Genomic DNA, 22,440 nt, shown 5'->3' with positions numbered 1-22,440 from the left:
TAAAATGAAAAAAGCAATAATCATCACACTCGCTGTAGGCGCATTTATAGCCCTAATTGTGTCAAAGCAAATTTCTGGCGATAAAAAACAAGCCGAAGTAAATATTGCTCAAGTAGAGCTTGGCGACATTGCTGACTCAATAATGGCTTCAGGTAATTTAGTTTTTAATACACATGTGCAATTACGCTCTGAAGTGACAGGCCGAGTAGATAAAATATTTGTTCAAGAAGGCCAAGGAGTTAAACAAGGCGATATGTTAATGCGCCTTGATACAACTGCTTTTGAATCAGAAGTCACCCGTAGTAAAGCAATCCTTCGCGCCACAGAAATTGAAATTAAACACAATAAAACACGCCTTGCTAACCTAGAGCGCCAACTTAAAAGACAAAAAGACTTATATGATGTCGGTTTAGGTAATCAAGAGAGCTACGAGAATATTGAAAGCGCACGCGATCTAGCTAAAATCGATATTGAATCACGAATAGAGTCGTACAACCAAGCACAAGCGTCACTACAAATTGCGCAAGATCGCTTAAGTAAAAGTGTATTTAGAGCTCCAATGAGCGGCTTGCTTGCATCTGTAAATATTAAAGAAGGTGAAACCGTTATAGCCGGTACGACTAATATTATTGGCTCTGATTTAATGCTAGTAGCCGATCCTAGCGCTATCTTAGCCGAGCTACGTGTGGATGAAACCGACATTGCGAGCATTAAGCTTAACCAAAAAGCGAATATTTATGCTGCCGCATACCCTAATAAACCATTTAGCGGCACAGTAATCAATATTGGTACTTCAGCTAAAAACCAAGCAGGCTCTCAAGGTTTATCATTTAAAGTAAAAGTATTACTCGACACTACTGAGCGCCAGCTATATGCAGGAATGAGTTGTAGAGCAGAGATCGCAACAAGCATTGCCGAAAACGGTTTAAAACTTCCAATAGAAGCAATCCAAAAAGAGGACGATAAAACATTTGTATGGCGACTAAATAGTGACAACACAGTTAGCAAAATTGCCGTAACTGTTGGAATATCATCTGATATAGAGCAAGCCATTACTGACGGCTTAAATGAGGGCGACAAAATAGTTATTGGCCCTGCGCGCCCAGTAAGTCTTCTGACTGAAGGTGATGTGGTAAAACTTAAATCAGATGCAGACAAGGAAGAAGCCTAATGTCTGCGGTAATCAAGCTAGAGCATATTAATAAACAATACAAAATGGGCTCAGAGGTATTTAAGGCACTTGATGATGTAAACGTACATATAATGCAAAACGAATACGTGGCGATTATAGGACCTTCTGGTTCAGGCAAGTCGACCTTGATGAACTTACTAGGTTGTTTAGATACACCCAGCAGTGGCGAATACTACTTAAAAGATAAACTAGTAAAAAGTATGACCGAGACAGAGCTTGCTCATCAGCGTAATGAAAGTGTCGGGTTTATATTTCAAAGCTTTAACTTAATACCACGTGCAACCGCACTAGAAAATGTAATGCAGCCTTTAGTGTATCGCTTTATCCCTAGCAAACAGCGCAAGCAACAAGCCCTAGAAGCACTAAAACGGGTAGGCCTCGGTGATAAAGTTAATCACTTATCTAGCCAACTATCTGGTGGGCAACGTCAACGGGTTGCCATTGCCCGCGCTTTAGTCACAAAACCACATATATTATTAGGAGATGAACCCACAGGTAATCTTGATAGTAAAACGACCCGCGAAATTATGGATTTGTTTGATGAGCTGCATAACGAAGGTCATACTATTATTTTAGTAACACATGAGCAAGAAATTGCCGATCATTGCCAACGCGTGATTCGTTTAGTGGACGGTAAAGTGGTAAGTGATGTAACTAAAGATGAAGGAATCAAGCAGCATGTTTAAATCAGCTCTTGCCATAATGGAAGGCACTAAAGCCGCTTTTTCAGCTATTAAAGCTAATGCAATGCGCAGCGCACTGACCTGTTTGGGCATTATTATTGGTGTTGCTGCCGTAGTTACTGTCGTTGCAGTAATGCAAGGTTTTACAAAGCAAATAAACGATCAACTTGCTGATATGTCGCCAGATGTAACAACAATAAAACCTTACACTAGTATTGAACTCGAAATGGTTGGTAAAAATGCCAAGCTTACCTACGACGATTTTTTAGCTTTAAAGTCGCGTATAAAAGAAGCTGAAACGCTAACTGCCCTAATGTTTACCTGGCGCTTTTCGGGGGGAGCTGAGTATGGAAATAAAAGCCATTCATCGCGTGTTATCGGTACCGAGCAAGACTATCAAAAAGCGTATCGTACTTATCCTGAACTTGGTCGTTTTATTCGTGCTGAGGACGATGATAAACGAAGAAGGGTCGCATTTATCGGCCCTTCAATCATAGAAAAGCTAAACCTTCCTGAAAACCCAGTAGGTGAATATATAAAGCTAGGTGGTGAATGGTTTAGAATTATTGGCGTTGCTGAAAAACAAGGTAGCTTATTTGGTTTTGACCAAGACGATTACATTAATATTCCAATTAGTACCATGAGTGCTTTAGAAGGCGGAAGTACACAAACTAATGTGCAAATTATGTTTAGGTTAAATGAAGGTACTAACGAAGAACAAGTGCTTGCAAAAATCACTCGTGTATTGCGCCAACTACATAAACTAAAAGAGAAAGATGAAAACGACTTTGAATTTGAAACCGCTGAAAAATCTCGTGCCCAAATAGATAAATTTACCAGCAGTGCTACTGCTATTACTGCTGGTATTGTTGGCATTAGCTTACTTGTTGGCGGTATTGGTGTTATGAACATAATGCTAGTGTCGGTAACTGAACGCACACGCGTTATTGGTACATTAAAAGCACTAGGCGCAACACCTGGTTTTATTATGCTGCAGTTTTTAGTTGAAGCCGTTGTGCTTTCACTTTTTGGTGGTTTAATAGGACTCATTATAGGATATGGCGCCGCAGGGCTTATTTCGTTTTTAGTCCCAAGTATGCCTGATGCATACATACCAGTATGGGCTGTAATACTATCGTTCGGATTTACATCAATGATTGGGATTATATTTGGTTTAGCCCCTGCTATTAAAGCAGCAAGACTAAACCCTATAGATGCACTGCGTTACGAATAACTATTTTAAATAATTATTTAGCTTTAAATGGTACCTTATTACATTGTACTTCTACTGTTTTAGGGTACCAAGCTGGACCAATTTGATTCACAACCACCTCAGCTAAACCATTAGTAAACGATTTATACGTATGAACGCTTTGCCACTCCCCTTGTGGGCAATGTGTTGTTAAATCTAACGGCTCTGATCCCTCGTACAACGCAAGTGCAAAATTATGATGCCACTGTGAGCTTTTTAGCGTTTTATTGCTTACTTTGCTCTGCATACCGTTATCAAAGTAAATATTTGTACACCCCGTTAAAATAATCAGTGTGCAACCGGCTGCAAATAGCTTGATGCTCATAATGTCTCCCCTAGTACTTGCTCTTGGCACCACACTTTAATGGTATGGGGCGAGTATATTCCAAGCGTAATTAAACTCAGCGCTCCATCACTAAACGTTTGTTGTGACTGCATTTGAATAACCGGTGTATTTGAACATATTTGTTTTACGTCTACCCGCTGCTCACCCACTAATCCCCATAAATAAAATGGGCGGCTATCTTCGTAATTAGCTTGGCTCGTTATTTTTGCTGTTGCCTGTGGCTGAATGGTTACCGCAGAACAAGCACTGAGGCTTAATGCTATCGCCCCTATAATTAATGGTTTCATACTCTTCCTTATAAACTAAATACCAGTAAGGTAACTTTATAAGAGAACATAAAATATTAGCGTAAAAAGCTGTGGGGAATATGTAGAAACGCTATGAAGTTTTATACAGTTTATTACACATAAAGGCCGCATAAATGCGGCCTTTAAAGTAGTCAATTTAAGTGTTTAGTAAATAAATAGACTTTAAAACTTAGCTAAGTTGTTTTTACTGTCTTTATCGACCAGCTTAATGTAAGGATCAACCCCTGCAAATAATGGTTTTTCTTTTACTTTTAGCTCAATAGTATTATTACCAGACACTATTTGATGCTTTTTCGAGTAAATAACAAAGTCTTCAGCGAGTAAGTTTTCAGGGTCGTCGCTAAATAATGCAATATCAATTAGCTCATCGAGCGGCTGTTCAGTTTCTTCACCTTGCCCATCGGCATGCTGCTTAGTTGCTTCAACGCTCAGTGTTACTGTATAAAAACCTTCGCCATCAACATCATCAGTAACCGACACTTCTTTCATTTCAAGCTCATACAAAGTGATATATTTAAACTGATCGTCAATAAAACTTTGTTCTGCTTGCGTTGCGTCTTGTTTTAAATAGCTAAGTAAATCGAGCGTAGTTGGGTATGGCGTTGACTGGTACTGAAATTCATTTAAAAATGCTTTGAGTGCATTATTTAAACGTTTTTCACCTAAACGATCATAAATCGCCATCATCACAACTGATCCTTTATTATAGTGAAGATACAGCTGACCCTGCGTTTTATATAGCGGCATTTCTTCAAAGGCTTCCCCTGTACGCCCTATTAAGTACCTATCAAGCTCATATTTTAAAAACTTACGTAGCTTCTCTGCGCCAAAGCGTTTCTCAAGCACCATAAGCGCACTGTACTGTGAAAGCGTTTCAGAAATAACCGCGCTCCCCTCTACATTAGCCGCCGATACTTGATGCCCCCACCATTGGTGCGCTACTTCATGTGCGGTAACATAGTAAGGGTAGTCAACTTTACTCTCATCTCTTAGGTCTGTAATAAAGCCCATGCTTTCTGAGTAAGGTACCGTATTGGCAAAACTTTGCGCAAACGAGCGATACTTAGGAAACTCAATAATACGAAGCTGTCTATGCTGATACGGGCCAAAGGCTTGCGTGTAGTAATCTATCGAGTCTTGAACTGACTCAATCATACGGTCAACATTCCATGCATGATCTTTGTGGTAGTACACCTCAACATTTACCCCATTATGCTCAACCTTTTTACTTTCAAGTTCTGCCGAAAGCACCGCGTAAAAGTTTAAAATGGGCGCATCCATTTCATAAACAAAGGTACGGCGCCCCTCTTTTACACTTTCACTTTGTAAATACCCTGGGGTAATAGCAAATTGCGACTCGTCGGTCGTTACCGTCGCCTTAAAGTTAATAAACCCATTAGCTGCACCTAAATCACTTTGTGTATAGTACTGACTGTCCTCTAGCTTATGGGCACGTTCAAGTTCTGGTAAATCATGCTTACGACGTTCAAATTTATCAGCTACCTGTAAACCACGGTTATAACCAAAGCTAGGAAGGAGTTCCCAATTATTAATAAAAGTGCCATTGGCAACTAATTGTGTATCAGAGTCTTTATCGGTAAAGGCTGTATGATCACGAGTAACCGACAGTTGCCCTTCTCTTACTTCGTTTGGCATAAGCGGCTGCTCAAACTCAAACCATGCTGAATAAAACGCTGGTAATTTTTCAACTATCTTTCCGCCAGCCATGGCTACATCCCAACTTTTAGCGTGTTGAGGTGAGGTAATCAAAACTCGCGTAATTGGCTCTTTAGATGTATTGGTAAATTTAATTTTTGCCACAGCACTTAAAGCACGCTTTTTTGGATAAATATCAACAGTTAAGTCAACATCGGTCACCATAGGTAGTGCTAAGTCTTTGTATTGTGCAAACTGCTGCTCATAACTTATTTGCTTGTCTTGAAACTCATCGCTCGTAGTAAACTCATTCAAAACTCGCGTGTTGTTATAAATATTGTAGCCTGCACCAACAAACACTAATGCACTAATAACCGCAACCGCTTGCCCTTTTAACGACATATTATAACGAAGCATAGACAAGCGTGTGCGCAGCGTTTGTGAAGGACCACGATGCCATAACGCAAACCCAACAATCGCTAAAACAAGACTTAACGCACCCCAATATAATGTGTACCAATGCGCGCCTTGTAAAAAGTGCCCATAACCATTTATATCAGAATACGGTACGCTACTGCTTTGCGAAAAGTGATACATATGGTGCTCAAACCCATAAGAACCCATTACTGTTTGCACTATGTAATACAAAATAAACAAGCCCATTCCTACATATTTATTCGGGCTAATAATTTGTAAAAAGAAGGCGAGTACCGTCAGCATAATTAACGGTAAAATCGATAAATAAACAATCCTAAATAAATACTGTCCTAACTCTAAATTAAATTGACCTTTAAATAACTGAACTGTAATTGTGAGTATCATGCCCACGAGGAACAACCCAGAAATAGCGGCGATTAAAGCCAGTATTTTTGACACCCAAAAAACACTGTTATGTACAGGAAAGCTGTCAACAATATCGCCCATGCCACTTTGTCGCTCTCGCCACACAAGCTCAGCACTATAAAAAGCGATAATAACAAACAAAAATAAACCGGAAATACCACTAATAACATTTACCATATTCTGAGTTAAAGGCCAGTTAGTAGTGCCATAAGCACCGATAGGCGCAAACAGAGGGATCATAAGCGTTACAATGCTTACACCCGCTAAAATCATAAAAGGAGCACTAAATATAACTTGTTTAAGTTCGAATATACTGCGCATTATTAGCTGAGATTTAGTACTAACCCCCGCTGATTTATAATTTTTAGCACTATTGATAAGTGCAGCTTGTTTATTTTGTACAAAAGCAGAGACTTTAAATTGCTTCTTCTGTTTTTTAGTTACTATGCGATTGCTTAGCTTTCCAAGGCCAAAAAACAGTGCAACACTGATTGCCACCCACAATATACGGTTAACTAAAAGGTCACCTGTGAGCGTTAGCACTTCTGTGTTTTTATCATTTACAGTCCAATAACGTGTTAAATCAATTAACGAACCAGAGCCAAATGGGTCGGCGTAAACAACAATATTTCTAAATGCTAAATCATCAAAGTAAACGCCGGCAATTTGATAGGCTATAAAAATCACAACAGCTGCTACATACACCGACATCATGGTTTTAAAATAGACCGCTACACTATTAAAAATAGCCGAAAGCACCAGTAAACTTGGCACTGCTAAATAAAGATAAGGCGCAGCGTAGTACATTAGCTTATTAGGACCAATCAATTCGCCATCGAGCCAGCCAACTAATAAACCAAATTGCGACCCTAAAAACACACCCAATGGCACGCTTAAAAACACAATAAGTACAACTAAGTAAGAACCAAAAAAACGCCCTGCTTGATAAGGCACAGGATTAACAGGCTTACTAAAAACCAGCTCATCCATTTTGCTTTCACTGTTGCGAATAGCAGAGCTGGCAACAAAGTTAACCACTAAAAACATCGCAAACGTACAAAATGTAACGGTTAAAAGCATAATCGAGAAAGGCGAGTTCATATGAACATTCGCCCCACCAAGTGGAAATTTACTGCTAGAGCTTATAAAAAACGCCATCAAAAAAAAGATTAACGAGGTGACATAGAACGAAGGCTGACGCGCGAAATAACGCAGCTCAAACGCGAGCATATTAAAAAACATAACGCCTCCTTATGCTACTTGGCTATTACGATGATTAAGCAGAGTAGAAAAATACACATCTTCTAAATTTGCATTACTTGCTTCAAACCCTTGTGGGGCTTGCTCGGCTAATACATGTAATATGGTTTTCCCTGCAAATAAGCGCTTAGAAATAACCGGTAATTGTGGCTCAAGTTCTTGCGCCTCTTCTTGGCTCATGGCTTTGCGCCAAATTTGGCCTTGGAGCTTATCGGTAAGCGCTATTGGGTTACCTTCTAGTAAAATCTTACCGCCAGCCAACACCGCCATGTTTGGGCAAAGCTCTGCTACATCTTCAACAATGTGGGTCGATAATATAACTACTTTTTGCTCACCTAAGCTTACTAATAAGTTATGAAAACGATTACGCTCTTCAGGATCTAGCCCCGCTGTTGGCTCATCAACTATTAGTAAATCGGGGTCACCTAGTAAGGCTTGTGCAATACCAAAACGCTGGCGCATACCGCCCGAAAAGCCACTTACCGCTTTTGAGCGATGTTGATATAAATTAGTGTGCGCAAGTAATCCTTCAACCGACTCTTTACGCTCTGCTTTATTATGAATTCCCTTTAAAACAGCCATATGGTCTAGCAAGTCGTAGGCACTTACCCGTGGGTATACACCAAAATCTTGCGGTAGGTAACCTAAACGTTGGCGCAAAGCCTGTGGGTCTTTAAATACATCAATGCCATCAAAAGTAATTGAACCTGAATCAGCCGACTGCAGTGTTGCAATGGTACGCATAAGTGACGATTTACCTGCGCCATTTGGCCCAAGTAATCCAAACATCCCTTTTCCGATAGATAAATCAACACCTTGTAGTGCATGTACGCCATTATCGTAGGTTTTAGATAACCCTGTTATTGATAGCATTTTTACTTCCTTGAATATGAGTAATTATTTTTATAATGTTTTATATCACAAGAAAAACAGGAACATAAGTTACTTGTTAGTTAAATTTGTAACAACAAATAAACATAATTTAAACTCATAACACTTGCCTGCACTGTATTCACTCGGTATAAAAACCACATATACTTTTTATAAGAAACGAAAAGCCATGCAAGATCACCAAAGCCAGCCGTTAAATGACTTTATAGAATATCCACATGAAGAAATGCTAAATCGTGCTAACGAGTTTTTACAAACCAGCCAACGCCGCCATAGCATTCGCAGCTTTAGCGATCGCCCAGTACCAAAAAATATTATTGAAGCATGTATAAAAGCAGCTGGCACAGCACCAAGTGGAGCGAATCATCAGCCTTGGCATTTTGTGGCTATAAACAGTAGCGATGTAAAAAAAACAAATAAGAGAAGCCGCAGAAAAATTAGAGCGTTCTTTTTACGAAGGCAGAGCAGGTGAAGAATGGTTAGATGCGCTAAAACCGTTAGGTACCGACGCCAATAAACCTTATTTAGAGCATGCACCTTGGCTTATAGCTGTATTTAGTCAAAAAAAGGGCGGCGTAAGCACCGATGATAAAAATACGAATTATTATGTGCATGAGTCTGTTGGCTTAGCTACCGGCTTTTTAATTCAAGCTTTGCACCGCAGTGGTTTGGCAACCCTTACTCATACTCCAAAGCCAATGAGTTTTTTAACCGACATATGTAATCGCGATAAAGATAACGAACGTCCATACATGCTACTTATTACAGGCTACCCAAGTGATGATGCAACAATACCTGCTCATGCACTGGATAAAAAATCACTCGATGAAATAGCTACGTTTATTTAGTATTTTCTTGTCGGCAAAACCACTCATATAGTAAAGCAATGATCGACTCAACTTTTGGGTCGGTCAACGAGTAATAAATAGTGTGCCCTTCTCTGCGAGTAGCAACCATATCTGCCTTGCGTAAACTTGCTAAATGCTGAGATAACGCTGACTGTGCTAAAGGTACATTTTTATTTAGCTCACCTACACTTTGCTCACCTTGTAATAAACTACATAAAATCATTAAGCGATTTTTGTTAGCCATTAATTTTAAAAACTGTTCGGCTTGCTCTGCGTTAACAGCTAGTTGCTCAATATTCATTTGTATTGTTTCTCTTTTTGATACCTTTTTAAGTATAGACTTTTACATTAGTAGGTTCTAATATAATTAACATTAGACCTTACTAATATTAAGGCAATCACAAAATTAACGATGCCGTTTTATTAATCGGCGGAAGTGCTGTGGCAGTATCCCCGCTATTAAGTTACTTTGTATAAAGTAACTTTCAGTTTTTAACGTTATTTATAGGTATTAACTTAATTCAACCTACTTATACCAAGTGGTGCACATTAATACCTTTTTTAGAACAAGAGGATTTACAAACTAATGCTTACATCAATCCCTGACTTACTAAAAATTATCACACCTAACCAACGCCGTATTGACGCAGCGCAAGCGAAACTCGAACTTGAACAAAATAAAGGTTTACTTATTGATGTACGAGAACCTGCAGAGCACGCTACAAAAGCAGCTACTGGCGCTATAAATATTCCGCGTGGATTACTCGAGATGAAGCTGATGGAAATAGAAAAAGACGCAGCTCGCCCTATTTACGTGCACTGCGCAAGTGGTGCACGCGCAACGTTGGGAGCAGAAGCGTTAACGCGTGTGGGTTATGAAAACGTAACCGTAATTACCTGTGACGCAAACCAAATATGTAGTGTGTTTTAAACATCAACTGAATACTTATAATGATGCGCCTAGTAAAGGTAGGCGTTTAACTTTGTGATAAGTCAGTGCTAATTTAATACACACTTTAAGTGGGTACTCTGGTAATGGTTTTTCACTATTTAATACAATTGCCCGGTTACCTTCGAAAGTGAGAGTGTGGCAATACAACTCTCTAAATGTGCTTACTAGCTTTGATTGGCAATGAAAAAACAAATAACACGAGGAGCCCTTAAAGCCTACGCGAATGGGGCTGCCATTTATTGTGTTATAACTTGGCTCTCCCCACTTTAAAGACTCTTCAACAGCTCCTAAGTTTTGCTCTTGTGCTACGGTATAAATTAACTCTCGTAATTTTATAAGCTTTACAATTTTAAAGCAGGCTACTTTTGCTGCCTTTCATCAAGTAAAACAAGTAGCATCTGCTCAATATTTTTAACACTATAAGTAAGTGCTCTCAGTAGCTCTTTCTCACTTTGCTCTGTTGCCTGCTGCGACGTTTTACCTTGGTTTGCCAATACATCTTTTTGCTCAAGTATCGCCTCTCTAAACTCACTCGCATTAACTACACCAAGCAAAGACACTAAAGCACCATTTCCTGACTGCCCTGCTGTTTCAAAGCTTAAACGATATAATCCAAAGATTCGCATGAGCGGCCCTTGGCTTAACCCTACATCTGTTATTTTTTCAAGCGGAATAGATTTTTCTTCTTTAAATAATATGCCACGTTTAACTACCAATTTTTGTGGTAATAAGTCAGCTGACATAGCTGCGAGTATTCGTCCGCCCACCAGCCATACAATAAGTAAAATAATAGGTATAAGCGGTATAGTAACAAGAGCCAACATTGCAAATAGCGAGGCAGTAACCATCCAGTATTGTTTTACTTTAGGATCAAAATTAGCACTTTTTAAGGTTAAGTTACTCATTAGCTTTCTTTTGTATGGTTGGGGATTTATAAAAGTACGCCAATCTAATATTGAATGCAATTTAGTCCAAACATTTATAATTAGCATTCAAATATACTTTCACACACTTATGTACATACAAAAAAGCCGAGCATACAGGGCTATGCTCGGCTTAGGTCTGGGAAAATAAACTGCTACTACTTATTAATAAGTATGCTTACATTTTCTCTATCTGGGCCTATTACATTAAACGTGTAAGTACCTTGTTCGGTAATATTTAGTGCTATATTGGCACCTACGGCTTCAAGTGGTGTTAGTTCATCAATTGCCACTACCGGCGTATCGCCTGCTCCACCGTAATCAACGGTACTCCAATCTTCAGACGCTACTTTAAATTCGTAGTCACCTGCTTCTAACTCTATTGATGTAGAGTAAATTGCATCACCCTCGTACATCAGCGGGTTATCAGTACTCCAGTCATTTAAGCTACCACGAATAAACACTGTCGTTTGTGCAAACATTTCAGCGTTGAGCACTTTTAGCGATACGTTATTTAAATCACTGGCGTCAAATATAAACTGGTATTCACCTTCTTCTGCAATGTTTATGGTCATATTCGCGCCCGCAACCGACAACTGCTCTGCAGTGCCAACCATAACACTGGCATCTCCCTCAGCCGAGCCATAATCAACCGTGCTCCAATCTTCTGACGCTACTTTAAATTCATAACTTGCAGCGCTCAGTGTTTTAGTAAAGGTGTAAATACCTTTACCTTTATAACTTAGCTCATCGGTTACTCCCCAGTCATTAAGCGTACCGCGCACATAAATAGCAGTGCCTATAAATGGCTCTTCGTTGTATAAAGTAAGCGTTGGATTTTCAGGGTTTGAAGCATCAAGCGAAAATACATAGGTTGCATCAATGGCAGCGCTAAATGTCATGTTTGCACCTGAGCGCGTTAATGGCTCGCTTTGGTTTTCAACTACATCTTTATCAGCATCAGAAAGCGCACCAAAATCAACCGTAGACCAATCTTCAGAGGCAATTTTAAATTCGTAATCGCCAGCGCTCAGTGCAATTGCTATACGGTATTCACCATCGCCAATATATTCAAATGCATCGCGTGTGCCCCAGTCGTTTAAACTACCGCGCACAAACACAGCGGTGCTACCATAAGGTACTACATCAGGTGCCCCTACGGTTGCATTTGCACTTAAACCAGCACCTTGGCTCTCACCTTGGTTTTTAGTAAAAACAGCTAATGTGTAAGGCGGTACAGTAAATGTGCCTTCGTTATCGCCTGCGGCAAAATTGGCGCTAGCCATACTTGCATCAACACTGTTTTTTAATACATTGTGTAATTCAAAATCCGCTGCGGTGGCAATAGTATGGCTAAGGGTTTGCTCGGTTGCGTTAATCACGACAACAAGCGCGTCAAATGCAGGGTCTAAGTCTGTTAGCCCTTCGCCATCATCAATGCTCATTACAATTAAGCCATGTTGCTGCGCTTTACCTACGTTATGAAAACCCACTCGCTCAATAACATCTTGCTCTGTGGTTAATCTAAATAGTGGGCTGCTACTACGTATTTGTAAAAATTCATTAAATACATCATGTGCAAAGGTAATATCTTGTGGCTGTGCAGCCGCTTGGGTATTAGCAGAAATAGGCATAATTTCTTGCCATTTCACTTCGTTGTCTTGTGCGGGTGGCAAGCCAATATTCCAGTTATTGGTATCTTGGGTAAAATCAACAAAGTTAAACCAGTCGCCCGAGTCGTAGCTGTTACGATCCATCGATTTTGAACGTAGCAAGTCGGCGCCCATTTGCATAAATGGAATACCTTGGCTCATAAGAGGGAGTGCTAACGCCATATTATGAGCACGAACGCGCTGCTCAATACTCATGTTAGCGCTGTGTTTATATTGCAGCTGATCCCATAGTGTTTCGTTATCGTGTTTAGATACGTAATGAATGCTATCGGCAGGGTCTAGTGCATACGCCGTTGGCTGAGTATTCCAAGTAAAGCTATTACCCTTTGCTGAGTTACCTTTAAAGTCTTTTAAAATGTAGTTTTGTAAATTACCCGCAAGCGACAAACGTAACGTGTCTTGCTCTGCTAAATTGCCATCTGTTGAGCTATTACTAAATAATGCACCACCGCGAACGGCTTCACGAATACGGTCGTTAAAGGTACCTACTTCGCTACCGGCCATATCGGCTTGTTTGGCTTGCACAAATAAGCGGTTATTTGCCACCTCACCAAAGTCCCAACCTTCGCCATAAAAGTAGTTATCTTCATCAACAGCTTGCACTGCATCACGTGCTGCAAGAATTGACGATTTTGGCATGTGCCCCATTACATCAAATCTAAAGCTGTCATAGCCAAATTCACGCGCCAAAATAACTAATGAATCACTAACAAACTTATCCATCATTACATGCTCTGTAGCTGTATTTTCACAACACGTTGAGCGCTCTATTTCACCGCTTACTTCGTTATAGCGATGGTAGTAACCCGGTACTAGCTTATCAAATACCGACTTGTCCCAAATACCCGACGATGTTGTATGGTTATAAACCACATCAAGCACTACGCGCAGACCAATAGATTGCAGTGATTGCACCATAGCGCGGGTTTCTTTAACGCGGGCAATGCCCTCTGGGCTTGAGGCGTACGAGCCTTCAGGCGCAATAAAGTAATGCGGATCGTAACCCCAGTTAAAGCTATCTAAGCTGCGCATAGCATTAGCAAGTGCTTGTGCGTCATCTGAGCCTGGTAAATAACCGCCCATTAAATCAATAATGGTGCTGCTTTTATCTTGGGTTTTACACGCATCGGCTTCATCATTAATTTGCTCACATAAATCTCCTAGCGTATCGCTAATATCTACACGTTTACTGATGTCTTCATCTATGGTGCCAATATCAGTAATAGGTAATAAATGAAAATGCGTTAAGCCATTTTGAGCCAAAGTTTGTAAGTGCTGCATAGGAGCACTATTTAGCTCAGTAAACGCAAGGTACTTACCACGGTTAGCCTCTGTTACGCTGTTATCGCGTGCGCTAAAATCACGTACATGGCCCTCGTAAATAATCGCATCTTCTGGATTTTCTACCGTAGGAATAAGGCGTGTATCCCACCCTTCGGGTTTAGTGTCTTCATCGGCTAAATTAATCAACTGGCTGTATAAACCATTGGTAGATACATTTAGTGAGTAAGGGTCTGTGCTCCAAAGCGACTCTATTTGCTGAGTCAGTGGGTGGTAAACATCAAAATTAAAGCGGTAGTAGTGGCGGTCGTATTGCATATCTAAACTTGCTTGCCAAATACCTGTCTGTGTATTTAATGTCATTGGCGTAGAGTGAACTTGTGTTTTTGCATCATCAAACACGTTTAGCATCATGTTATTAGCGGTGGGTGCCCACACAGTTACATCAATCGCGTTATTGCCATAATTTACACCCAGTACAGCTTCGTTAGCGTCATCTTCGCCTTGTGTGTAAAGGGCATCAAGTGCTTTAGCGGTTTGCACAAAGCTTGCTTCTAGCAGCTTACCTTCACTATCGTAACCGGCAATAACAAGCTGCGATTTTATAAGCGCTTTAGCCGTGTTTGTATCCCAACTTCCTTCGTAAGCGTTCCAAGTGGTTAAATGCGGTACTTTTGCCGCTTGCTCATCAGTTAAATTGCTTGATTGCAGCGTAACAGTATCGCCGTTTAAACCAGTATCAATATCCACTTCAAGCTCAGCCGTAGCTGATGAATGTAACTTAATTAGGCTTGTAAACTCGTTACTTGGTTTATACAAAATAGTATTTAAATCAATCCAATGCGCTGAAGCACCTGTTATAGCAACTGCGCGTTCGCCTAAACTTAATATAGGGTATTCAAACACCGAAGGCTCGCCATGAATGGTAAAGTTCATACGCTGAAAGGTTTCATCGTCTTGCATCAGCGGCATGGTTAAATCCACATCACCAAACGCCTTACCTGACCCTTCTGTACCAATATGAATAATAAAATTGGCACATTCGTTATAACCCTCTTTAAGGTTAATTATCCAGTACGCACCGTAGTTTGGATCAATACCATCGTATTCATGGCCGTTAGCCCAATCGCTGGTATCAAATGGTGGTGCATAAGCATCGCATACTTCGTTATTCCACGAATGTAATCGGTAGCCTTCATAGTTATCATCGGCTAGGCGGTTATAAAATAAAACCGCCTCTCCTTCCCCTGCAAATACCACAGGGTCTGGCTGGGTTGGGTCGGCGCCAACCACACAGCTTTCGTTATTTTCATCAGGTACTGTAGGTGCAGGGCACGATATAGGTTCGGGATCGACACATTGTGACCCCGCTTCATTAGGGACTTGTGGCACATTACAGGTAAGTAATGGTTCACCAGATTCAACATCACCTGTTCTACCACACGCTGCTAATAGCATTAACGCTAACGTTATTAGCAAATATTTAGACATAGTTATAATTTTCATTTTTAAACGCTCCGTTTGCTAATTAATGACTGTATGTAAAACCAAGGTAGAACTGACGACCAAAGTACTGAGTCGTCCCTGTTCGTTGCTCTGAGCCAAAGTAACTTTGGGTTGGTTCATCGGTTAAGTTATTAACTTGCAAAAGCATTGTTAGCGAGTCGCTAAAGCGATAAGAGGTTTGAAAGTCGACTACGGTTTCAGCATCAAAATTAACCACTTGCTCGTTAATGGCAACCTGCTCTGATACAAACTCATCGCGGTAGCGCACATTGAGGCGGGTTTCAAAATCATCCATTGAGTAAAAAACCGTGGCATTAAACACGTTATTAGATAGCCCAGGTAAAGATTGCGCTAATGTGTCGCCCCCTAAACTGGTGATCGATTCAATTTCACTTTCGGTGTATGAGTAACTTGCGTTAGCGCCTAAGCCATTAAATGGCTCAGGTAAAAAGGTAAACACTTGCGTATAAGCAAGCTCTAGCCCTCTGATATAGCCGCCTTCACCGTTATTAACTGCCGTGGTGTAAATACCGTTTGTTGTCGCAACTTGCTCGCCACTAACGGGGTCTTCTATAGAATCAGGTACGTTAAAGCCATTGCCTTTAAAGTCGAAGTTTTCGATTGATAAGGTTTCAACAAACGAGTCTATATTTTTATAAAATAACGCCGCAGCGATAGTGCCGTTGCCTTCTTCAAAATAATATTCGTAAGATAAGTCGTATTGGTCGGCATAAAAGGGTTTTAAAAATGGGTTATTAGTACTTGAGCCATTAATAACACCATCATCGCTTACGTTTGCACTGGCATCGCCCGCTAAGCGGTTAATTGGCGCACGCGACATTACTTTAGCCGCTGCAAAGCGCACAAGTGAATTATCGTTAAGTTGCAGGTTTAAATTTAATGAAGGTAAGTAGTCGGTGTATTTAGTGCCTAATACATTAGGTGCGTATAAATTATTTACAATGCCGTTCTCATCAACAATATTTTGCGCTCCTAAACGCGCATCGCCTGCTACGTTCTCTAGTACCGTTGCGGATTGATCGGTTTCAACGCGGCGCACACCCACATTACCCGATAGGTCGAGCCCGGCAATTTGCGTGTTAATGTTTACCATAACGTACGCAGCTAGCACATCTTCAAACACCGAGCCGCTTTGTAGCACTGTCCACGAATAGTTAGTTGTGTAACCTTGCGCGTCGTCTACGCCATCAGCGTTGCCCCATGTTTGAACAGGCTCTGGCGTGCCATCTGGAAACCATGCGTTAAGTGCTTTGTCTAAATCAATGGCTAAATACGATGGGAAATAACTAAACTCGCCCTGCCAGTCAACCACAGAGGCCATATCGTCGGTTAAACGCAAAGGCGGTTGCGTTGCTGAAAACGCCCCGTCGTTACCGTACTCAAATACCGATCGTTTTCGGCTGTACTCTCTATCTGAGTAGCGCGCACCAAACTCTACTGAGCTAAATATGTCGCTTTCTAGCTCGTATTTAAAATCGAGCTTAAATGCCGTTACTTCATCTTCTGTTTGATCTGGGTAAATACCATATTTGCTGACCATTACACGGTCTATATCGCTAAAGGCGGCCGCCTGATTAAACCCAACGTCAGGTAAATTTAAGCCGTTTAATTGATAGTTAATTGCTACGTTGTTATCAAATACTGGCGTTTCTGCATTGGTATCTTCTGCTACTAAGCTCCACAGTAAGCCATTTCTAAAATTACTTTTTGCGCGAGAAAGCGACACATCGGCATTTACGCTTAATCTATCGGTTACCTGCCAATCGGCATTAACGCCAAAACTATCTACTTCGTCAAAGTCTTGGTTGTCGTCGTTAACTATTTCAACGCGGGTATAGCTTTGCGAAGTACGGTTAACCGCTGCGCCTATTACGGCATTACCATCAAGCTGAGCGTTAGCATATGCAGCTGTTGGCCCGCCTAATTTAACCCTCAAGCCGCGAGCAAACGACTCTTTATCAAAGCGCGATAAAAACGCATCACCTTTTAATTTTAAGTTATCTACCGGTGCCCACTCTATGGCTGCTAAGTAACCATTACGGGTTTCTTCGCCGCCTAAATGCTGTAGCTCAAAGCCTTCGCTAATGTATTCGTTTTCTGGGTTAGCTAAAGGGCCATTGGTGTCGTTAGCTGCGCCATCTACATCTTTTGTGTCGTTGTAAGCAAGGCCAATAAACTGCGTTGCTACACTTGGCTGAAACAAACGCGCATAGCCCAGCGCCACGCCTAATGTGTCGTCTAGGTATTTGCCTTGATACGAAAAACTAATTCGATCGCCAAATTCAGTGGCATCCGATACCTCTGAGGCGCGGTCGTTATACATACCGCGCACATTAGCTACAAATTTATGTGTTTGGTCGTTATTGAGTGGGCTGGCGGTTTCAAGCTCTACCGTACCGGCCACGCCACCTTCAATAAGCGATGCCTTTGGCGATTTGTATACCGCCGCAGAGCTAATTAATTCTGACGGATATTGGTCAAACTCAATACTGCGGCTGCCACTTGTAGATACTTGCTCGCGGCCATTAAGTGTTGAAAATACAAACCCGCCCGAAAGCCCACGTATATTAATTTGTGCCGCTTGTCCGCCTGTTCTTACTGCTGAAATGCCTGGTAATCGTGTAAGCGCATCGGCCATTGAAATATCAGGCAATGCCCCTAAATCATCGGCAGAAATTTGTTCTGACACCGTATCGCTAAAACGCTTTTGATTTAAAGATTGGATTAAACTGCGACTAAAGCCTCGCACTTCAATAATTTCTAAATCTTCAGCTTGTGTGCTGGGTGATTGATTTATTGAGCCTTCGTTTGCAGCCAATGCACTATTTGCGGCAAATAAAGCCAGCATAAGTGCACTTAGTTTAAACTTGTCCATGTGTGTGAACCTTTGAGTTATTGTTGTCAGGTGTTGCTGTGTTGTTCAAAACACAACCAACAAATTGTAACTAAAAGGTAAAATTAATGTGATGAATACGTATGCAGGGCATGAGAGTTAGGCTGCAGGTGTATGCGCGTACATACATCTACATTTGGAACGCTATTTAAAGGCTAAGCACCACTTTTATCGCAAGAGCGATAAATACGACTCCCAGTATTTTATCAAGCCACGGGTTTTGCTTGGTAAATCCAAAGCGGTTTTTTGAAACCTCAGTCAGTAACGCCACCAGCAAGTACCAACCGGTATCAATTACAAACACGGTTAAACACATAATTATGCCCACACTTAAAGTAAGTAGCTGAGGGTCAATAAACTGTGAGAACAAGGCTAAAAAGAAAATAGCGAGCTTGGGGTTCAAAAAAGCAATGGCAAAACCATCTTGTAATGCTTTAGCTGCACTTACCTCACTTTTTTGTACTTCAAGTTCGTTATTGCTGGGTTTTGCTAGCAATATTTTTATACCTAAATACGCCAAATAGGCCGCACCTAAGTAAACGAGTATTTGATAAACAGTTGGAAACTGCATCATTAAAGCGCCTAACCCTAATAACGATGCACCAGCATACAAGCCAACGCCAGTACCATGACTGAGCGCGGCAAGCATACCGTTTTTCATACTGCCGTTAAGTGAGTGCTTTAAAACCACCGCTAAACTTGGTCCTGGCGACATTGCGCCCATCATGCAAATAGCCGCTAGGCTTAACCATACTGTAAATGTCATTTAAAGCTCGTCAGTTTCAATAAGTAATGTATAACCGTGCACTTGGCCATAAAAACCTGTCAATGGCACTGCGTTTATTACTTTCCAGCCATCTTGGTTTAATTCCTGTATGCGGTCATTCAGTGCGACTATATCTACCCCACCCAAAAAACGGGTCTTTCTAAATTCGATTACTTTTTGCATTTTAATCCTTGTGTATCTTATAAGGTGTATTCAAAATCGTAGTAGTGAATCCCTTGCTCAATACGTATTTTCATACTGCCCGTTAACCCTTCTAGCTCATTAGTGCCTGAGTCGGGAATTACATTTAAAATTAGGCTGTCTTGGCCTTTATCCATAGTGCCAAAGTGTTGCAGTACAAAACTGCCCTGCTTACCTTCAAGCTCACCTATCACTTGCTCTATGGCAACATAACCGGCACTGCCTTGTGTAGGGGTCATGGCGCTTAGCATTTCGCCTTGGCTGGTGGCATTTAAGCTACCTTTAAATGTTTTATCTATCGACATACGCCCTAAATTAACGCCGTTTTGGCCGCTTGCGTAACCTTCAATTGGGGCTAGATTTACATTAAATTCTCCACTTATGGTTGCAGTAGTCATAACGTTTCCTTATTGGCTAATATTTAATAGTATTGATTTTTATTATCTTAGTGCCATATCTATACCTTAACCTTTAAAAAGAATCCACTATGTCAAAAACAAGTCCTAAGAACGAAAAAGCCGCTTTTAGTAGTTTATTACCTATTTTTGCTTTTATAAAACCTTACAAATGGATGGTAGTAGCGGCGCTTGCTGCCCTTTTAGTAACCGCTGGTGTTAACTTATCATTAGGGCAAGGGGTTAAGTTTGTCATAGATCATGGCTTTATAGCTGGCTCTAAAGATCAGCTACAACAAGCTGTATTGGTGCTTATTGGTTTAATTAGTTTATTGGCCGTAGGCACGTTTAGCCGCTTTTATTTAATGTCGTGGATTGGCGAGCGAGTCAGTAACGATATTCGCAAAGCCGTGTTTAATCGCATTGTTACTTTGCACCCAAGCTACTTTGAAGAAAACCGCAGTGGCGAGCTTATGTCGCGTTTAACAACCGACACAACATTACTGCAATCAATTATTGGTTCATCATTTTCTATGGCGCTTCGCAGTGTACTTATGCTGGTTGGTGGACTTGCTATGCTGTTGTTTACTAATTTAAAACTTACTTTAGTGGTTGTTGCTTGTGTGCCGTTGGTACTTGTTCCTATGATGGTATTTGGTAAAAAGGTGCGCAAACTTGCAAGCTCCAGCCAAGATGCCATAGCCGATATAAGCACCTATGCCGGCGAGATCATTCAAAATATTAAAGTTGTGCAAAGCTATAGCCACGAAGAGCAAGAGCAGCACGCTTTTGCACTTGAAACCGAAAAAGCCTTTAATGTGGCTAAAAGCCGCATTAAACAACGCTCGTTTTTAATTGCAGCGGTAATATTTTTAACTTTTAGCGCTATTAGCGCAATGCTGTGGGTCGGCGGCAGCGACGTATTAGCAGGTACCATGACTGGCGGTGAGCTAGGAGCCTTTGTGTTTTACGCTATTATGGTGGCAATGTCGGTGGCAACCGTTGCTGAAGTATATGGCGAACTACAACGCGCAGCAGGCGCAGCTGCAAGATTACTTGAGTTACTTGCTGTTAAAAGTGAGATAGAAAACCCACTAAATCCACAAGATAGTAACTTACTAAAAAATAGTAACAGCCCTGCTATTACGCTTGAGAATATAAGCTTTAATTACCCTTCTCGCCCAGACGTAAGCGCACTTAATAAAATAAGTTTAAATATACTTCAAGGCCATACTGTGGCTATTGTTGGCCCTTCTGGCGCAGGTAAAACAACCTTATTTGAATTACTACAGCGCTTTTACGATCCGGCTAGCGGAGCCATTAAATTTAAAGATATAAACATTAAAGAATTATCGCTTAATACCCTCAGAGGTAAAATGGGTATGGTCGCGCAAAACCCTATCTTGTTTAGCTCCGATGTAATGCATAACATTCGCTACGGCAACCCAAATGCAAGTGACGAGCAAGTATATGCCGCTGCCAAACATGCTCATGCTGATGAATTTATTAAACAATTACCGCAAGGTTATAACAGTTTTTTAGGTGAGCAAGGTGTGAGGTTATCGGGTGGGCAAAAGCAGCGTATTGTACTGGCACGCGCTATTTTAAAAGATCCTGAAATACTGCTTTTAGATGAAGCAACCAGTGCACTCGATGCTCAAAGTGAGCACCACGTGCAAGCTGCGCTTGAGCATTTAATGCAAAATAGAACAACGCTTATTATTGCCCATAGGCTGGCAACGGTTAAACATGCCGATGTGATTGTAGTCATGGAAAATGGAGAGATTATAGCAACGGGTACCCACCAAGAATTAGTAGCAAGTAACCCGTTGTATCAAAAACTGTGTGAATTACAGTTTAATAAAGACTAATTATTCTTCTGTGTTTGGCACTATTTGAATTTCTACACGGCGATTTTGAGCACGGCCATTTGCACTATCGTTAGTCGCAATTGGACGTGTTTCGCCATAACCCATAGTACTTACACGCTCAGCCATGATTTGCTGGTTCACTAAGTAGTTTTTAACGCTTTGAGCACGTTCACGCGATAGGTTCATGTTGTAGCTGTCTTTACCTGTGCTATCTGTATGGCCTTCAATACTTAGGTACGTTTTTTCGTATTTGTTCATCACTTTAGCAATAGCATCTAAGGTATCGTTAAAGCCAGACGAAATATAAGATTGGTCGGTCGCAAACGTAATATTAGATGGCATAACTAAACGCAAGTTATCGCCTTCACGTACAACTTCAACACCAGAGCCTGCAAGTTCATCACGAAATGCTTCTTCTTGCTTATCCATGTAGTTACCCACTGCAGCGCCAGCTAGTGCGCCGATAGCAGCGCCTATAAAAATACGCTTATCTTTATGGTTACTTGTTGCTTTACCTAATACGCCACCCGCTGCTGCGCCAATAGCCGCACCTTTGCCGGTGTTATTCATTTCACAACCAGAAAGTAATACAGCTACTACGGTTACGCTTAAAAGTGATTTAGTTAAAGTCATGGTGATACCCTATTCATTAAGAATTTAGCAAGAGTATGCAAATACA

18 protein-coding genes and 1 pseudogene are annotated in these 22,440 nt (G+C 41.0%); 6 read left to right on the top strand and 13 right to left on the bottom strand.

Annotated elements, in window-relative coordinates; translation table 11 throughout:
• Positions 1–4 precede the first annotated feature (4 nt).
• From QMA08_RS18605 to QMA08_RS18595, 3 genes are read left to right on the top strand one after another with little or no spacing between them, the layout of a single operon-like run.
• The gene (locus QMA08_RS18605; RefSeq protein ID WP_290175204.1) at positions 5–1,171 is read left to right on the top strand and encodes an efflux RND transporter periplasmic adaptor subunit; all 1,167 of its coding nucleotides are present in this window, start codon (positions 5–7) and stop codon (positions 1,169–1,171) included.
• Entirely contained in the window at positions 1,171–1,878 is a 708-nt protein-coding gene (locus QMA08_RS18600; protein ID WP_024594267.1) for an ABC transporter ATP-binding protein, read from the top strand. Before QMA08_RS18605 ends, QMA08_RS18600 begins: the two co-directional genes overlap by 1 nt.
• Positions 1,871–3,109, top strand: coding sequence for an ABC transporter permease (locus QMA08_RS18595; protein ID WP_039490486.1), 1,239 nt, complete (start codon positions 1,871–1,873; stop codon positions 3,107–3,109). Before QMA08_RS18600 ends, QMA08_RS18595 begins: the two co-directional genes overlap by 8 nt.
• Positions 3,110–3,122: 13 nt before the next feature.
• Here QMA08_RS18595 and QMA08_RS18590 read toward each other — a convergent pair whose 3' ends face one another.
• The 4 genes from QMA08_RS18590 to QMA08_RS18575 form a co-directional block, all read right to left on the bottom strand.
• Positions 3,123–3,452 (bottom strand): hypothetical protein, encoded by a 330-nt coding sequence (locus QMA08_RS18590; protein WP_290175203.1) that lies wholly within the window; start codon positions 3,450–3,452, stop codon positions 3,123–3,125.
• Positions 3,449–3,760, bottom strand: a complete 312-nt coding sequence (locus QMA08_RS18585) for a Bor family protein (protein ID WP_002959514.1) — start codon at positions 3,758–3,760, stop codon at positions 3,449–3,451. The genes QMA08_RS18590 and QMA08_RS18585 overlap by 4 nt, the downstream gene beginning before the upstream one ends.
• 183 nt (positions 3,761–3,943) lie before the next feature.
• Complete coding sequence (locus QMA08_RS18580; protein ID WP_290175202.1) at positions 3,944–7,522, bottom strand: M1 family aminopeptidase; 3,579 nt, start codon at positions 7,520–7,522, stop codon at positions 3,944–3,946.
• A gap of 9 nt (positions 7,523–7,531) precedes the next feature.
• The gene (locus tag QMA08_RS18575; RefSeq protein ID WP_290175201.1) at positions 7,532–8,413 is read right to left on the bottom strand and encodes an ABC transporter ATP-binding protein; all 882 of its coding nucleotides are present in this window, start codon (positions 8,411–8,413) and stop codon (positions 7,532–7,534) included.
• A gap of 187 nt (positions 8,414–8,600) precedes the next feature.
• On the opposite strand from QMA08_RS18575, the pseudogene QMA08_RS18570 reads away from it, so the two are divergent.
• Positions 8,601–9,279 (top strand): annotated as a pseudogene (locus QMA08_RS18570) (nitroreductase family protein).
• On the opposite strand, the gene QMA08_RS18565 reads toward QMA08_RS18570, so the two are convergent.
• Positions 9,272–9,580: a metalloregulator ArsR/SmtB family transcription factor gene (locus QMA08_RS18565; protein ID WP_010554926.1), complete on the bottom strand. Its 309-nt coding sequence runs from the start codon at positions 9,578–9,580 to the stop codon at positions 9,272–9,274. The pseudogene QMA08_RS18570 and the gene QMA08_RS18565 sit on opposite strands and share 8 nt — an antisense overlap.
• Before the next feature lie 285 nt (positions 9,581–9,865).
• Between QMA08_RS18565 and QMA08_RS18560 the strand changes: the two genes are divergently transcribed.
• Positions 9,866–10,210, top strand: coding sequence for a rhodanese-like domain-containing protein (locus tag QMA08_RS18560; RefSeq protein ID WP_002959525.1), 345 nt, complete (start codon positions 9,866–9,868; stop codon positions 10,208–10,210).
• A 15-nt stretch (positions 10,211–10,225) separates the two neighbouring features.
• Here QMA08_RS18560 and QMA08_RS18555 read toward each other — a convergent pair whose 3' ends face one another.
• The 7 genes from QMA08_RS18555 to QMA08_RS18525 all read right to left on the bottom strand — a co-directional run bounded on the left by QMA08_RS18555 (position 10,226) and on the right by QMA08_RS18525 (position 19,893).
• The gene (locus tag QMA08_RS18555) at positions 10,226–10,579 is read right to left on the bottom strand and encodes a DUF1801 domain-containing protein (protein WP_290175208.1); all 354 of its coding nucleotides are present in this window, start codon (positions 10,577–10,579) and stop codon (positions 10,226–10,228) included.
• Between the two features lie 11 nt (positions 10,580–10,590).
• Positions 10,591–11,136: a PH domain-containing protein gene (locus tag QMA08_RS18550; RefSeq protein ID WP_154904064.1), complete on the bottom strand. Its 546-nt coding sequence runs from the start codon at positions 11,134–11,136 to the stop codon at positions 10,591–10,593.
• Between the two features lie 176 nt (positions 11,137–11,312).
• Positions 11,313–15,614, bottom strand: coding sequence for an alpha-1,6-glucosidase domain-containing protein (locus QMA08_RS18545; protein ID WP_290175200.1), 4,302 nt, complete (start codon positions 15,612–15,614; stop codon positions 11,313–11,315).
• Between the two features lie 22 nt (positions 15,615–15,636).
• On the bottom strand, positions 15,637–18,510 hold the full coding sequence (locus QMA08_RS18540; protein ID WP_290175199.1) for a TonB-dependent receptor: 2,874 nt from the start codon (positions 18,508–18,510) through the stop codon (positions 15,637–15,639).
• Between the two features lie 166 nt (positions 18,511–18,676).
• Complete coding sequence (locus QMA08_RS18535; RefSeq protein WP_024604487.1) at positions 18,677–19,294, bottom strand: LysE family translocator; 618 nt, start codon at positions 19,292–19,294, stop codon at positions 18,677–18,679.
• Positions 19,295–19,477 (bottom strand): hypothetical protein, encoded by a 183-nt coding sequence (locus QMA08_RS18530; protein ID WP_149603326.1) that lies wholly within the window; start codon positions 19,475–19,477, stop codon positions 19,295–19,297. It lies immediately after the preceding gene.
• Positions 19,478–19,494: 17 nt separating this feature from the next.
• Positions 19,495–19,893 (bottom strand): DUF3224 domain-containing protein, encoded by a 399-nt coding sequence (locus QMA08_RS18525; RefSeq protein ID WP_290175198.1) that lies wholly within the window; start codon positions 19,891–19,893, stop codon positions 19,495–19,497.
• An 89-nt stretch (positions 19,894–19,982) separates the two neighbouring features.
• Between QMA08_RS18525 and QMA08_RS18520 the strand changes: the two genes are divergently transcribed.
• The gene (locus QMA08_RS18520) at positions 19,983–21,761 is read left to right on the top strand and encodes an ABC transporter transmembrane domain-containing protein (protein ID WP_290175197.1); all 1,779 of its coding nucleotides are present in this window, start codon (positions 19,983–19,985) and stop codon (positions 21,759–21,761) included.
• Here the strand turns inward: QMA08_RS18520 and QMA08_RS18515 are convergent, their stop codons facing one another.
• Positions 21,762–22,394, bottom strand: a complete 633-nt coding sequence (locus tag QMA08_RS18515; protein WP_002959537.1) for an OmpA family protein — start codon at positions 22,392–22,394, stop codon at positions 21,762–21,764. It abuts the gene before it with no gap.
• Positions 22,395–22,440: the final 46 nt, after the last annotated feature.

The organism is Pseudoalteromonas sp. APC 3355, from assembly GCF_030407615.1.
In the GTDB taxonomy this organism is placed as follows: domain Bacteria; phylum Pseudomonadota; class Gammaproteobacteria; order Enterobacterales; family Alteromonadaceae; genus Pseudoalteromonas; species Pseudoalteromonas distincta.
This window is presented reverse-complemented; position numbering and strand designations above follow the sequence as displayed.